Below are 15,033 nucleotides of genomic sequence, written 5' to 3'. Positions count from 1 at the left end.
CCTCCTAGCGCTTCCATTCTTGAAAATAAAACCTAGGTTCCTCAGTACTTATACCGCCCAAATGAAGCTGAGCCAGTTGAATCTGGTCCCAACTTACTTTTGTGACATCATCATTTTTTGAAACTGTATTCAATAAGGACTTTAAAATCATATCAGTACCTCCCAATTTCACTTTCAAAGCGGTAGCCTTCTGGCAGGAAAAAGCCTTCGTCTTCCATCCACTGCAAGCTTTCTGGATTTCCATGATCAAAATGAGCAAATGCGGTTTTATTGCGGCGAAAACCGTATTTTTCATAAAGAGTCAAGGTCTGTGGATGCGTGTAAAGAATCACGTTAGTGCCCTGCAATTTTTCCAAAAGTGTGAGGATAATGGTGTGCCCCACATGCTGCCCTTGATAATCAGCAGCTACAGCAACATTATAGATAGCTCCCTGAGACACAAAATCTGTCAGAGCACGACCCACGCCAATAACTCTGTCGCCATCTTTAATATAAATCGTCAGATCACTGTTTTGGAAAGCCTTCTTCGTCTGCTCTGCATTTGTACTGCTGGCAAGCCCCGCCGAATGCAGAACTTCTGCCACCTGCTCAAAGTCAACTTTGTCAGAATCTGTTTCAATCTGATACTTAAAGGTCATGCTTTCCTCCTAATCATAAGATGGTGAATAATCTGTTTCAAAATACTTTTCATTAATTTCTTTTGATGTACCATCTTCAATAACCTCACGCAGAGCTTTATTGACATCTTTTTGGAGCTTCTCCTCACCCTGTGCAAAAACAAAATAACTATAAGGTTCTGTCAGCAGCTCACTGGCTAAATCTCCCGAAACATCTTGAGATGTCAAATCATAGTCAAACTCTTTTTGATAGTAATCAAACATCGGCTTATCCATTAAGAGGAAATCGTATTTGCCAGACTCAACACCTTGAAGCTGTGATGTCAGGTCTTCCTGACTGTAAGTAAAGGTAATGGTTGCATCTGGATGCGCTTTGTTATAACTTTCAATAGCGGTTGTCGTATTGATTCCGCTTGAACCGACTGTTGATAGGCCAGCCAAATCATTCCAAGAAGTAATGCCATGATTGAGCGCCGAATTTTTATTGAAAATGACGACATAAGAATTTGCAAAAATGGGATCTGAGAAAAGATAATTAGCTTCACGCTCTTTATTTTTGGCAATATTATTGGCACCCATTTGGTAACGGCCAGATGATAAACCTGTAAAAATGGATGAAAATTCTGTCTGTACCAGATCCAGCTTATATTGCGGTAATTTATCGAAAACAGCCTTAAGCAAGTCAATATTTTGGCCTGTCAGTTTACCGCTGTCATCTGTAAATGAAAAGGGAGCAGGATTGCCGCCTGTTGCAACCGTAATCGTTCTGACATCTGAAGCCTCAGCTTTTTCACCCGACTGGCTTCTGTAAAAAAATAAACTAATAGCCGCCGCAGCCAGCACTGCAGCCAGCCCATAGACCAATTTTTTACTTAATAATTTTTTCATAAAACCACCTCTGAAGCTTATTAGAACCATTGTAACCCCATTCCTAAGGCTTGCATAATCTATCTTTCTTATAGCCAGCCATAAATTTTTTTTATGGCTTATCTCCTAGAAATGGGCTAAGAGATAGTGTAGTATATAAACAATTAGAAAGAAGGCCGCTTATGATTAATTGGACACAGCATATTGAACCTTATAAAGAAGATTTACTAAGGGATTTAGAAGGCCTCTTACGGATACCTTCTGTTAAAAATACAGCCGATGCTTCTGAACAAGCACCTTTTGGGCCTGACATTCAAGCAGCTCTTGATTACATGCTCAATCTTGGTAAAAGAGACGGGTTTCTTTCTAAAGATGTTAATCATTATGCAGGGCATTTAGAAATTGGCCAAGGGAAAAAGTTATTAGGCATCCTCTGCCATCTGGACGTTGTTGCGGCTGAAGCAGAGCAATGGCAGACACAGCCCTTTGAACCTGTTCTCAAAGACGGAAAGCTCTATGCCCGCGGGGCACTGGATGATAAAGGCCCAACGCTTATGGCCTACTATGCTCTTAAAATTCTAAATGAGATGGGGGTAACCTGGAATCGGCGTCTGAGACTGATTTTGGGAACAGATGAAGAAAATCAGTGGGAAGGTGTGAAGCACTACTTTAAGGCAGAAGAAATGCCTGATTTTGGAATTGTCCCTGATGGCATTTTTCCTATGATTTATGCTGAAAAAGGGGTGGTTTCCTTTGATTTCACCAAGAAAGATAGGCCTTCTCATCAGCTCCTTCATTTTGAGAGCGGTAAAGCTTATAACCTTGTTCCTGATTTGGCAATAGCAGAGCTTTGCTATCCAAACTCTCTTGAAAAAGAGTTTAGCCGTTACCTAAAACGTTATCAGTTGCAGGGCAAATTTTCTCAAAAAGACAAGCATCAGTTTTTAACCCTTCATGGCAAATCAGCACACGGGGCTGGTCCAGAAAAAGGCATTAATGCCGGCTTACATCTAGCAGCTTTTTTGAAACAATTAAAGCTTGACCCGCCAGCTAACCGTTTCCTTTCTTTTCTAACAGATTATTTTTCTGATGATAGTGAAGGGAAAAAGTTAGGAATTGATTTTCAGGATCAAGAACTGGGAGATGTTACGGTAAATACAGCCCTCATTCATTTTCATAAGGGCAGCGCCAAAATCGGAATTAATTTGCGTTATCCTGCCAGCACTTCTTTTGATGACTCATCTGCCAAGCTCAGCCATCTTGCAAAAGAAAAAGGATATGCTATGAAAATCATATCCCATCAGACGCCCAGTCAGACAGATTTGAACAGTCCGGAAATACAGCTTCTGTTAAGCACTTATCAGAAGCACACGGGTGATAAAACACAGCCGCTTGCCATTGGCGGGATTACTTATGGCCGTATCTTTAAACATGGGGTGACCTTTGGTCCGGCTTTTCTTGGCAAACCTGCAACACTTCATCAGCCTAATGAGTTCATCGAACTAGAAGATCTTTTTAAGGCATTGGAAATTTACTTAGATGCTCTTTACCAGCTGGCAACAGCAGAAGGACAAACGTAAGCCGAGAAATATGAAGTGGGTTGAGTTTGGGACAAAAGTCTCAAACTCTTTCAATCTGTGCAACATCAAATGTTTGACGCAGTGGTTGGGAGAAAGACTTGTTGGCTAGGCCAACTTAGTCTTACCCCTGCACAGTTCATTAGGTGCTTTTTGACACTTGCTTCGCAAGTCCTATTTCCCACCTCAAACAATTCTCAATTGTTTGAGCAATAAACTCTGCTGATTGGAAGTCCTTATCCCTTGCTAGACAAGATACAAAGAGCGTTTACGAGCAAGGGCAAAATAGGAGTTTTGACGAAGAGTCACAAGACTCTAGGAGAAACTATCTTTTTGACACAGCTCGTAGCTCGTGTTCAATTGACAAGATACAAAGAGCGTTTACGAGCAAAGGCAAAATAGGAATTTTGACGAAGAGTCACAAGACTCTAGGAAAAACTATCTTTTTGACACAGCTCGTAGCTCGTGTTCAATTACGCAAGTAATAGCTCCAACAGTTTGGGGAACTGTTGGAGGCTATCTAATCCTATGAACGTTAGTTCATATCAATCCCTAATAAACTGTGCGGAGGTGGGACAAAAACAGTCCAGTGAACTGTTTCAGGTCAGCAACTAAAAACTAGAGCTTGCTGAGAAATCGAATTCTATGAAATCTTGATTCGCTTTTTTGTTTTTAAGCTCAGGAAAAAAATAGCCACTGAATATTTTCTTTGTCCCATTCTCTTGTTTTATCTGTCAGTGAAAAATTGTTATACTATTAAACAAAACCTAAAGGAGAACATATGAAAAATCAGACCTCTAAGCAAAAGAGAGAATACTTCCTAGTCTCAGGAATATTTCTTGCCGGTATTTTGTTCTATATGGCAGTTCGGATTGGCTTTTTATATTTCAGCCTCCAACTAGGGTCGACAAACTCCTTGCTCCAAACCATAAATCAACAGGGTGGTTTACTGATGGCCATGGACGAATTACTCATATTCTCGGCTATTCTATTTGGATGTACTTTTTATAAGGTAGGCAACACCTATTTTCAAAAGGACAGCATACTAACAGGACTGCTAAAGGCAAGTTTTACACTGCTGTTAATGGCCTGGCTGTTAATCGTATTAGAAACTGGCAGGCTTGTCTACCCTGTCAACGGTTTACCTGTCGTCACGGGTGACAACCTTCAGGCGGCCTTGGCCAAAATTTATGCAGTTTGGCATTTATGTGACATCTTACTAGGGCTATTCTTGGTTTCTTGGTCCTTATTACTCTCTCACTCTTTTTGGAAATACAGCGGGGTAACTATCGGACTGATGCAAATACTCTGTACTTATTTCGGACAAAGCATAAAGCCAGTTCCTTTATTAATAGCAATCCTCTTATCAACAATCTGGTTGCTAAAACGGTGGCAGTATTTTGGGCAGCAAAATGTCAGTTAGGGAGAATTTTTAATAAAATACAAAAGGATTGAAAAAACTTAAAAAGCCATACAAAGCAATTTTTTCTTACCTTGATATGACGAGAACGTAAACTACTAAAAAGAACAAACAGTTATGAATCTGTTTGTTCTTTTTAGTTTCGGCTGTCTCTGACAAAGCCAACGAGGCTGTCAAATAAAGCTTGGTCTGACCTTGATTCATCAATCAAAAATTCAGGATGCCACTGTACAGCTAAAAGAGGGTAGCCCGGTAATTCTACTGCTTCAATCGTCTGATCTCTAGGATCCCTGGCTGTCACCACTAATCCATTCCCCAAACGATTCAGCGACTGATGATGTACAGAATTCACTCGGCTGCCGCTGTGAAATAACTTAGCCAGCCTTGATTCGTCAACAAGCTCAATTTCATGCGAGGTCCCCAAAGGTAAGCCCTGTGAATGGCCAGAAATCTCTTGATTGAGATCCCCACCGAGGTAACAATTTAGAAGCTGCATCCCGCGACAGACTGCTAAAATGGGCTTTCTTTGCTTTAAAGCCTGAGCAAGCAAGGCCACCTCAAATAAATCACGTTCAAGAAAATAGTCATCTTTTTGGGCGGCTGCTTCTTGATGATAAAGGCTAGGATGAACATCTTGACCGCCAGTCAAAATCAAAGCGTCAATCGCATTGACGTATTCTTTGGCCTCCTCTTGGCTGCTTAAGGGAATGTAAAAAGGCAGAGCACCTGCTCTTTTGACACCATCTGCAAAATTACGTGAAACAGACAAATGCACGATAGGAACATCAGCTGCAATAGGCTTCTCATTTGCAGAAATTCCAACAATTACTTTTGACATATCTATCAAGCCTCCGCGTCTACTCGAACAAAATGATTCTCACCAACTTGCTGCCACTCAAAGTCTTCTGACAGCTCAAATTCATGAATGGTATCATCAAGGTTTAAGAGTTTTTCTTTGGCTAATTTGGGATCTAATTCCGGTTTAGCGGCCAATAAATATTGAGTATAAGCATGCTGAGGGTGATCAAATAGATGTTCTGCGGGAGCAATTTCCACCAATTTCCCATGATAAAGAACAGCAACGCGATCTGAAATGTGCCGCACTACTGACAAATCGTGGGAAATGAACAAATAAGATAAATTCAAATCTTCCTGCAGTTTCTTCAGTAATTTCAAAATTTGCGACTGAATAGAAACATCCAAAGCTGAAGTGGGCTCATCACAAACAATAAATTCCGGATTGTTCACTACTGCACGCGCTATCCCAATTCTCTGACGCTGACCACCCGAGAATTCACGTGGCAATTTATAAATGGCCTCCCCTTCAATTCCAACTAATTTCAACATTTCGGATGCCTTTTGAAATGCTTCTTCTTTTGATAGATTGAGTAAGGGTTCCTGAACCAATTCAACTGCAGTCATTCTTGGATCAAGGGCAGAGTAAGGATCTTGAAAGATAATTTGCAGCTGATTGGCGATTTCTCTTTTTTCCTTGGCTGACAAACCGTGAATGGTTTTACCCTTGAAAGAAACGCTTCCTTCATCAACGGTTTCTAAACCAAGAATAATTCGTCCCATCGTGGTCTTTCCCGAACCTGATTCTCCCACTAATCCTAAAGTTTCTCCTTGTCTGATTGAGAGACTGAGATCATCAACAGCAGTAACTGACAGTTTATTTTTTCGGCCTTTTCCCGTTTTAAAGACTTTTGTCACATGTTCCAACTCAATAACCGTTTCTGTCATTCTATTCCTCCGTTAAATAGCGGTGCGTTTGGCTCACTTGAGTAAAGATCCATTTTTTATTCTCTGTAAAGCCTGTAAAATCTAATAATTCTTCAACTTCCAAATCTGCTGCACTCAGCAATTTCTTCGTATAAGCATGTTGAGGTTGATAAAAGATCTCTTCAACCGTTCCTTCTTCCACTATACGTCCCTGATACATAACTTTGACATAGTCACACAGCCCTGCAATAACTCCAAAATCATGACTGACCAAAATGATAGAAAAATCACTATTGCCTTGTAATTTTTTTAACAGACTTAGAATTTGAGCCTGAATGGTAACATCCAAAGCCGTTGTAGGCTCATCTGCAATCAATAATTCCGGTTTCGCCAGCAAGGCCATTGCAATCATAATCCGCTGACGCATGCCGCCCGAAAGTTCAAAGGGATACTGGTCTAAACGCCGTTTAGCTTCTCGGATACCTACTTTCTCTAAGATGGTAATGGCTAGCTTTTCAGCGTCCTCATCTGAGATTTCCTCATCCTGTCTAAAAATAATTTCTGCCAAATGATAAGAAATCTTTCTCAAAGGATTCAAGGAAGTCATCGGATCTTGAAAAATCATGGCGATAGGAAGCTGCTCTGCATTGTCCACAGCCTTACCATTAAAGGCAAACCGATCAAAGCTGGAATAAATATTATCCGGTAAAATTCCCATTAAGGATTTCATAGAGAGGCTTTTCCCTGAACCCGACTCACCGATGATACCAACAATCGCTCCTTTAGGTATCTGAAAATCTACTCCTTTGACTAGGGCAGTTTCTTTTTGAGAACGCTTAGCCTCCTGTCGAACTAAACGCAGGTTTTTAACGTCAACAATAACATCTGTCATCTCTAAACCTCCCTTTGGATAGCCGATTTAATCAATTCACTAAGGTTGTTGATTGAATAAATGGTCAAAAGAACAAAAAGTCCTGGTAAAACAGCCATGTAAGGTGCCCTTTGAAGACTGCTCTGCGCATTTTGCAATAAACTTCCCCAAGATGACATAGGCTGCTGGATTCCCATTCCCAAAAAGGAAAGGGCTGACTCGGTCATGATAGCCGAAGAAATACTATTGGTCGCTGCAACAATCAAAATAGGCAAAATATTGGGAATAATATGACGCATCATGATTTTAGCCTTATTTTCCCCGATGAATTCACTGTAAATAACATAGTCACGGTTCTTGACAGAAAGTGTTTCAGCACGAATCAGACGAGAAATTCCCATCCATGAAAAGCAGCCAATGACAATGATAATTGTTGTCAAACCAGGCTTTAGAAACACACTTAACACAATGACCAGCACCAGCCACGGAATAGAGGACAAAATCTCAACAAGCCGCATGATAAGATTGTCTATCCAGCCGCCAAAATAGCCAGAAACAACACCTACTAGAGTCGCAATGAAAGTTGATGCCAGCATGGCCGAAAAACCAACAATTAAAGAGACACGTCCACCGTAGAGCACACGGATAAAATAATCGCGTCCTAAATCGTCTGTTCCAAACCAGTGACTCAGACTAGGCCCCTGCCAGACATTGGTAACATCCGTTTTCGTTGGACTGAAAGGAAATAGCGGAGCTGCAAGCGACAAAATAATGAGCAGAACGAGAAAAATAAAGGATGCCGTATAAAGAGGCGAGGACAATAATGCCCGCCAAGTTTTTGTAATTCCCTGAGTCATCTAAGCATTACCAGCCTTTCTAATACGTGGATCGACAATAGAATATAAAACATCAGACAAGAGATTTCCCAAAATAACCAAGGTAGATGATATTAAAAGAACAGCCATGATGACAGGGTAATCCAAGTCATTTGTTGCCGATGTCAAATAAGTACCAATCCCCGGCCAACCATAGATATTTTCAGTAATGATCGCTCCCGTTACAAACATCGGCAGAGCCTGACCAATACGTGTCACAATAGGAATCCAGATATTGCGCAGAACATGCCGGCCGAAAATCTCTGATTTACTCGCATGAAAAGCTTGCTGAACTGTGACATAGTCTTCATTTACTTGCTCAATAGCAGCCGATCGAATATAGCGAAGCAATTCTGGAAAATAGGCAATGATTAATGTCAAATAAGGCAGCACCAGATGCCTCAGCAAATCAACAGCATTGCCCTGCTGACCGCTGGAATGCATCCCAACAATCGGCAGCCAATTCAGCTGATAGCCAAAAAGATAAATCAATAACATTCCAAACCAAAAAGTCGGCGTCCCCATCCCAATAGAAGCAAGGGCATTAACCAGTTTATCCCAAAATTTCCCTTTATTGGCAGCTGCTAACAATCCCAAAACACTGGCTAAAAATAAGGAAGTGACATAAGCTGGAAGGACAATCATCAATGTATTTGGAATCTTAGCCGCCAGTTCAGAAGAAATGCTCGTTTGTGTAACTAAAGAATTGCCAAAATTACCATGTAAAACATTAACCAGCCAATGAAAATACTGAATTAAAAACGGATCATTCAGACCATTTTTTTCACGCAGTAAATCAATCTGATCCTGAGTCATATTCGGTGTTGTTAAAGTATCAACTACATCAAAAGGTGCTAATTGAATCAAGGCAAATACGATAAAGGAAATGATCAAGAGTAAAGGCAGAGCCTGTACTAGACGTTTTCCAATATATCTCCACATATTATTCTCCTTTTATTTAAAAAAGCTGAGAACATCTCTATTCTCAGCACTAGAAGTTACTTAATCGCCAAGGCCGACCAATCTCCAAAACTATAAATCGGATAGAGATTCTTAGAATCAACTCCTGAAATACGATTATTGACAGCTACGACACCTTTATCAGATGATATGGGATAAATGACCGCCTGATTAGCCAGCTCCGTTTGCAAATCATTGTAGATATTCTGACGTGCCTTTTTATCCAGCTCAGAAGCACCTGTACTAAAGAGATTATCAATGTCAGTATTTGCAAGTTTAAAGTAATTTGAAGCACCTCCTGTTTGGAAGAGACGTTTGTAGGTGTCAGGATCATTTCCCATGCTGTAGGAGCGTAAAAACAGCGGGTATTTCGTTGTCCCTTCTGTTTTTAATTCAGCTAAAATCGTATCTCCATCGCCGCCTTCAAGCTTAACTGTAATACCGACTTCTTTTAATTCTTCTTGGATAATCGCTGCTTCTTTTACAAAAATATCATTTGAAGAATCATAGGCTAAGGTAAAAGTCAAATGACTTGCCCCAGCTTCTTTCAGTAATTCCTTTGCCTTATCAATATTTTGCTTATAGGCTGGGGTATTTTTATCGTAAAACTTATTATCACTTGGCAGGAATGAAGTAGCCGTATCGTAGTAATCCTTGGAATCAAACGAACCTGTATTGATTTCGTCACGATTTAAAGCATAGAATATCGCTTGACGTACACGGCTGTCTGTAATAACTTCGGAATTAATACCAAAATAATTAATACCGCCGCCAGAATAGGTCTGAGTCTTAACATCACTGTTTTTTAGATCTTCCACATCTGTTGATGAGACAGAAGCCGCATCAACCTCTCCATTTTGAAGGGCAACTTTAAGCGTATCAGAATTTGGAATAATTTTTACATCAATATCTTTAACGGGAACATCGCCGCCATAGTAGTATTTATTAGCCTTTAGTGTTAATGTACTGCCTGATGTATAGTTTTCCAAAACATAAGGACCTGTACCGACAGTTGGGTAAACTTCAAGATTGTTTACTGAAAAATCGGATACATCCTTGTAGATATGCTCAGGAATAATGTAGGTTTCATTGGTAATATTATTGACAGCTGCTGCACTGGCGCTTGGCAAATTGAATTTAACCGTATAGTCATCTACTTTTTCTGCTGTCAATGGCTGATCGCCAATCCAGAGGCTTTCGTATTTCCCATTTTCTTTTTTAGCTTTTTGAGTATAGGTAAAGACAACATCATCTGCCGTAAATTTCTCACCATCAGACCATTTTATATCATCGCGCAGCTTAACTGTAATACTTTTTCCGTCCTCAGACTGTTTAATATCAGTAGCCAACTCGTACTTCACTTCACCACTGTTGCTGGTTCTGGCAAGCGGTGAGTAAATCATATTAATCGCTCTTAAGCCCCATAAATCATTAGAGTTAATGGGGTTCAATGATACAGGATCGCCGCCAAAAGCATAAGTCAAACTAGAGTCATCACCAGATGATGCCTTATTAGATTGATTGGAAACTGTAAACCAAGCTACCGCCCCAATCACAATAACAGCAATTACAACAATAATACTATAAAGCGTCTTCTTGTTTTTCCTTCTCTTCATAAATAACCTCTTTCTAAATTTCGATAAGCCGTTCTGCTAGTTGTTGATACAATCTTAACATCTTCTTAAAATGATGAATAATCTATATTTCTTATGGCTAGCCATAAGAAAATTTTATGACCTCTTCTATTTTTTCTATCAAAATTTTGCTGAAAGTGCTTTCTCATTTTGTTATAATGATGATTAAATAAGAAGTCACATCAGTCCATATAAGGAGGATTTTATGAATTTTCAGCAGTGCCGCTATGTTGAAACTATCGCCGAAACAGGATCTTTTAGTCAGGCCGCTAAGAAGCTTTTTTTAACCCAGCCAAATTTGTCGGCCTCCATTCGCGACTTGGAACAAGAACTCGGTGTTCTCCTTTTTGACCGTTCCAATACTGGAGCCAGATTAACCGATGATGGTCACGATTTTTTGAAATACGCCAAACGCATCCTAGGGGAAATTGATCTTCTGGAAGGCCGCTACCGCAAACAGTTTAAAAAATCATTTACTATTGCCAGCCACCATTACGATTTTTTGTCACTACCCATGGCACGAATAGCACAAAATTTTCAAGACGACTATCAAGAATTTCAAATTATTGAAACCACTACCAAGCGTATTTTAGAAAGTGTAGAACAATTTGAAAGCGATTTGGGAATTATTTATCTAGATGAGGAAAATTCCCATATTTTAGAACGCAGCTTAAAAGATCAGGAACTGACTTTCACTGCACTCGGTGATTTTCCCACTCGTATCTTTCTAGGGCGCCAGCATCCTTTAGCCAATAAAAAAGAGCTGTCCAGCGAGGATTTAGAAGACTATGCCCAGATTCGGTTTAGACAAGAGCAGTCAGGCATTAACTTTGACGAAGATCCCCTAGAAGTCCGTGAAGGTCAAAATGTCCTTTACAGCAATGACCGTGGTACCATCATGAACCTGCTGTGTGCTTCTGACAGTTATGCTTCCGGCTTAGGCATTATCAACAGCTTTATCAAAGAACAAATTGTCCTTATTCCCTTAAAAGACAGTCCTATGCACACGCTGGGCTTTGTAACCAATAATAAACATAAAAAAGCACCTATTGTAGATGCTTTTATCGGTGAAATCAAGCGCAGCCTCTTACCTCATCAAGATTAAGGAGAAACTCATGGAATACAAAAAATTAAACAATGGTCTTCAAATTCCTGTCTTAGGTTTTGGCGTTTGGCAGATGTTTGATTTGACAGAATGCCAGCGTGCCGTAGAAGATGCTCTGGAAACGGGCTATCGTCTGATTGATACCGCAGCACTTTATAAGAATGAAGAGGCTGTCGGAGCTGCTGTGCGTGCCTCAGGCATCAGTCGTAAGGACATTACCATTACCACTAAGGCTTGGATTAACCAGTTGGGCTACGAAAATACCAAAAGGGCTTTTGAAGAAAGCCTTCAAAAATTAGGAACAGACTATATTGATATCTATCTTATTCATCAGCCTTATGGAGATCTCTATGGTGCTTGGCGCGCTATGGAAGAACTCTATTTGGCTGGACAAATCAAAGCTATCGGTGTTTCTAATTTTTCAACCGGTCGTATTACTGATTTTGCTGAACAGGCTAATATCGTCCCCGCTCTTAATCAGATTGAACTTCACCCTTACAGGCAGGCGCCGCTTATCCGAAAAACCAATCAGCTTTATACTGTTGCCACACAAGCTTGGAGTCCTTTTAATCGAGGAGAAGATGGGATTTTTTCAGACGCTGCGCTCAATAGCATAGCTGAAAAATACAATAAAACCGTTGCACAGATTATCCTGCGCTGGCAAATTCAGGAAGGAATTCTAACCATTCCAAAATCGTCACACTTAAAACGTATGCAAGAAAACTTCAATATTTTTGATTTTAGCTTAAAAACAGAAGACATGGAGCTCATTAAGAGCCTAGACCGTCAGCCAAATGTTTACGGACCGCGTGAAGATCAAGAACGTGTTAAGCACTTACTGGACTACAAAGTTTAACATCTATAAACTTTTCTGCAAAACCATGGAAAATAACGACTCCCTATGATAAATAGGGAGAAATTTATAACAAAAGAAAACACAAATGATAAGATTTGTTATCATCTATTGGAACTTTGCTTGCTGCACCTCTGTTCTTGCTAATATCATTATGAATATCTGCAGACTTGGCCGCAGCTAATAGATATACTTATAATGACCCTTACCGCTACACAGAAAACAATGTTTTTAATAGTATTAGTTTAGTAATTAATGCTCTTGCTTTTCTTGTTTTTATATTATTTTGGACAGCTGTTATTGCAAGGCTCTTTAATTACCAATAGCAACAAAAAATCTCTGCGCTAATTCTTGGCACAGAGATTTATTTTTATCCAATAATCGATCCATTTGGTACATTTGAATCAACTGTCAATACTGTTAGTTTGCCATCGTGTTCTGCTGAGAGAATCATGCCTTGGCTAACATATTTTTTCATCATTTTGCGTGGTTTAAGGTTAGCGACAATTTGCAATTTTTTCCCAACTAATTCTTGTTCATTCGGATAGAATTTAGCAATTCCTGAGAGAATCTGACGGTCAGCACCATCGCCTGCGTCCAAGCGGAAGCGCAGCAATTTGTCAGAACCTTCAACTTTTTCAACTTCTTTAACTTCAGCAACACGAATTTCCACAGCATCAAAGGCTTCAAACTTAATCTCGTCCTTACTTGATGTGAGCTCAACCTCATCTGGGTTCCACTCTTTTTCAGCAGCAGGCTTCCCTGCATTCATCTGCTCTTTGATATAGTCAATTTCAACATCCATATCAAGCCGTGGGAAAATAGGGGTCCCCTTAGCCACAACACGAAGATTACTTGGCAGGCCTGAGAGTTCTAAGTTTTCGAGATCAAAGTTATCACCTAGGCCTAGCTGTTCCATGATCGCATCTGATGTTGCCATCATGAATGGCTGAATCAGATGCGCTATCACACGTAAGCTCGCTGCTAAATGCGCCATGACTGCTGCCAGTTGCTTCTTGTCTCCATCTTCTTTAGCCAGAATCCACGGAGCTGTTTCGTCAATGTATTTGTTGGTGCGAGAAATAATATTCCAGACAGCCTCAAGTGCCCGTGGATAGTCTACCGCATTCATTTGTTTGTGATATTCCGACAGATTTTCAGTAACAACTGCTGCCAAGTCTGCATCAAAGTCTGTCACATTTTCCACATAGTCTGGAACCTGACCATCAAAATACTTGTTAATCATAGCAACAGTGCGGTTAAGTAGATTACCAAGGTCATTGGCCAATTCATAATTGATCCGTCCAACATAATCCTCCGGCGTGAACGTTCCATCCGAGCCAACTGGCAGACTGCGCATGAGGTAATAGCGAAGTGGATCAAGCCCAAAGCGTTCAACCAGCATCTCAGGGTAAACAACATTTCCTTTTGATTTGGACATCTTGCCATCTTGCATAACAAACCAACCATGTGCAATCAAACGGTTTGGCAAGGGCAGATCAAGCGCCATTAAAATAATCGGCCAGTAGATAGAATGAAAACGTAAGATGTCTTTACCTACCATATGATTGATTTCAGGATTAACCGTAAAACTCCAAGTCTTGCCATTATCATCTGTCCAAGATTTAGCAACTGTTTGTTCTAACCAGAATTTATCAAAATTAGCATGATCTTCTTGCTGATAGCCAAGAGCCGTTGCATAATTAAGGAGAGCATCAATCCAGACATAAACCACGTGTTTAGGATTTGATGGTACAGGAACACCCCAAGAGAAAGTCGTTCGAGACACGGCCAAATCTTCCAGACCTGGTTCAATGAAATTTTTAAGCATTTCATTCATGCGGCCATTTGGCTGAATGAAATCCGGATTTGCCTTGTAAAAAGCTACTAAACGTTCAGCATAATTGCTGAGCTTAAAGAAATAAGATTCCTCAGAAACAAGCTCAACTTCATGACCAGACGGTGCCAAGCCACCGATAACATTTCCTTCCTTATCACGATAAACCTCTGCCAACTGGCTCTCTGTGAAATATTCCTCGTCCGAAACAGAATACCAGCCTGAATATTCACCCAGATAAATATCGCCCTGCGCCAACAATTGTTCAAAAACCTTGGCAACCACTTCTTCATGATAATCATCTGTCGTACGAATAAATTTGTCGTAGGAAATCTTCAACAGACTCCAAAGTTCCTTAACACCAACAGCCATATTATCAACATAAGCTTGAGGACTGATGCCAGCTTCTTCAGCTTTGGCTTGAATTTTTTGCCCATGCTCGTCAAGTCCTGTCAGATAAAAGACATCATAATTCATCATGCGCTTGTAGCGCGCCAAGACATCACAGGCAATGGTAGTATAAGCAGAGCCAATATGGAGCTTGCCTGATGGGTAATAAATGGGTGTTGTAATATAGAATGATTTTTTCTCAGTCACTTAGAAATACCAAGAACAGCGAAAAAGCAACTGAAAGCAGCAGCCTGCAAAAACTGTATTACAGATAAATCTGCTCAGCTCTCACTTTTTCGTTTCGG

General features: G+C 40.3%; 13 protein-coding genes. 4 read left to right on the top strand and 9 right to left on the bottom strand.

Annotated elements, in window-relative coordinates:
- Positions 1–152: 152 nt before the first annotated feature.
- On the bottom strand, positions 153–638 hold the full coding sequence (locus tag ACVRZ8_RS04380; protein WP_447448098.1) for a GNAT family N-acetyltransferase: 486 nt from the start codon (positions 636–638) through the stop codon (positions 153–155).
- A gap of 9 nt (positions 639–647) precedes the next feature.
- Complete coding sequence (locus ACVRZ8_RS04375; protein WP_447448097.1) at positions 648–1,505, bottom strand: transporter substrate-binding domain-containing protein; 858 nt, start codon at positions 1,503–1,505, stop codon at positions 648–650.
- Between the two features lie 161 nt (positions 1,506–1,666).
- Between ACVRZ8_RS04375 and pepV the strand changes: the two genes are divergently transcribed.
- Together pepV and ACVRZ8_RS04365 are read left to right on the top strand one after the other, a co-directional pair.
- Positions 1,667–3,064: a dipeptidase PepV gene (gene pepV, locus ACVRZ8_RS04370; RefSeq protein ID WP_447448096.1), complete on the top strand. Its 1,398-nt coding sequence runs from the start codon at positions 1,667–1,669 to the stop codon at positions 3,062–3,064.
- A 778-nt stretch (positions 3,065–3,842) separates the two neighbouring features.
- Entirely contained in the window at positions 3,843–4,484 is a 642-nt protein-coding gene (locus tag ACVRZ8_RS04365; RefSeq protein WP_447448095.1) for a hypothetical protein, read from the top strand.
- Between the two features lie 133 nt (positions 4,485–4,617).
- On the opposite strand, the gene ACVRZ8_RS04360 is transcribed toward ACVRZ8_RS04365, so the two are convergent.
- Genes ACVRZ8_RS04360 through ACVRZ8_RS04335 form a run of 6 tightly spaced genes read right to left on the bottom strand, consistent with a single transcriptional unit; the run spans position 4,618 to position 10,525 of the window.
- Positions 4,618–5,319 carry a gamma-glutamyl-gamma-aminobutyrate hydrolase family protein gene (locus ACVRZ8_RS04360; protein ID WP_447448094.1) on the bottom strand — a complete coding sequence of 234 codons (702 nt, stop codon included), beginning with the start codon at positions 5,317–5,319 and terminating at the stop codon, positions 4,618–4,620.
- A 5-nt stretch (positions 5,320–5,324) separates the two neighbouring features.
- Positions 5,325–6,224: an ATP-binding cassette domain-containing protein gene (locus tag ACVRZ8_RS04355; RefSeq protein WP_447448093.1), complete on the bottom strand. Its 900-nt coding sequence runs from the start codon at positions 6,222–6,224 to the stop codon at positions 5,325–5,327.
- Position 6,225: 1 nt separating this feature from the next.
- On the bottom strand, positions 6,226–7,095 hold the full coding sequence (locus ACVRZ8_RS04350) for an ABC transporter ATP-binding protein (protein WP_447448092.1): 870 nt from the start codon (positions 7,093–7,095) through the stop codon (positions 6,226–6,228).
- Between the two features lie 2 nt (positions 7,096–7,097).
- Positions 7,098–7,931, bottom strand: coding sequence for an ABC transporter permease (locus ACVRZ8_RS04345; protein WP_447448091.1), 834 nt, complete (start codon positions 7,929–7,931; stop codon positions 7,098–7,100).
- Positions 7,932–8,891 (bottom strand): ABC transporter permease, encoded by a 960-nt coding sequence (locus tag ACVRZ8_RS04340; RefSeq protein ID WP_447448090.1) that lies wholly within the window; start codon positions 8,889–8,891, stop codon positions 7,932–7,934.
- 56 nt (positions 8,892–8,947) lie between these two features.
- Positions 8,948–10,525, bottom strand: a complete 1,578-nt coding sequence (locus ACVRZ8_RS04335) for an ABC transporter substrate-binding protein (RefSeq protein ID WP_447448089.1) — start codon at positions 10,523–10,525, stop codon at positions 8,948–8,950.
- A 223-nt stretch (positions 10,526–10,748) separates the two neighbouring features.
- Between ACVRZ8_RS04335 and ACVRZ8_RS04330 the strand changes: the two genes are divergently transcribed.
- Together ACVRZ8_RS04330 and ACVRZ8_RS04325 are read left to right on the top strand one after the other, a co-directional pair.
- Positions 10,749–11,648: a LysR family transcriptional regulator gene (locus ACVRZ8_RS04330; RefSeq protein WP_447448088.1), complete on the top strand. Its 900-nt coding sequence runs from the start codon at positions 10,749–10,751 to the stop codon at positions 11,646–11,648.
- A 10-nt stretch (positions 11,649–11,658) separates the two neighbouring features.
- Complete coding sequence (locus ACVRZ8_RS04325; protein WP_447448087.1) at positions 11,659–12,504, top strand: aldo/keto reductase; 846 nt, start codon at positions 11,659–11,661, stop codon at positions 12,502–12,504.
- A gap of 367 nt (positions 12,505–12,871) precedes the next feature.
- Here ACVRZ8_RS04325 and metG read toward each other — a convergent pair whose 3' ends face one another.
- Positions 12,872–14,935 (bottom strand): methionine--tRNA ligase, encoded by a 2,064-nt coding sequence (metG, locus tag ACVRZ8_RS04320; RefSeq protein WP_447448086.1) that lies wholly within the window; start codon positions 14,933–14,935, stop codon positions 12,872–12,874.
- Between the last annotated feature and the right edge of the window lie 98 nt (positions 14,936–15,033).

It is taken from the genome of Streptococcus dentiloxodontae, assembly GCF_053206925.1.
The sequence above is the reverse complement of the archived record's forward strand: the minus strand, read 5'-3'. Positions and strand labels throughout refer to the sequence as shown.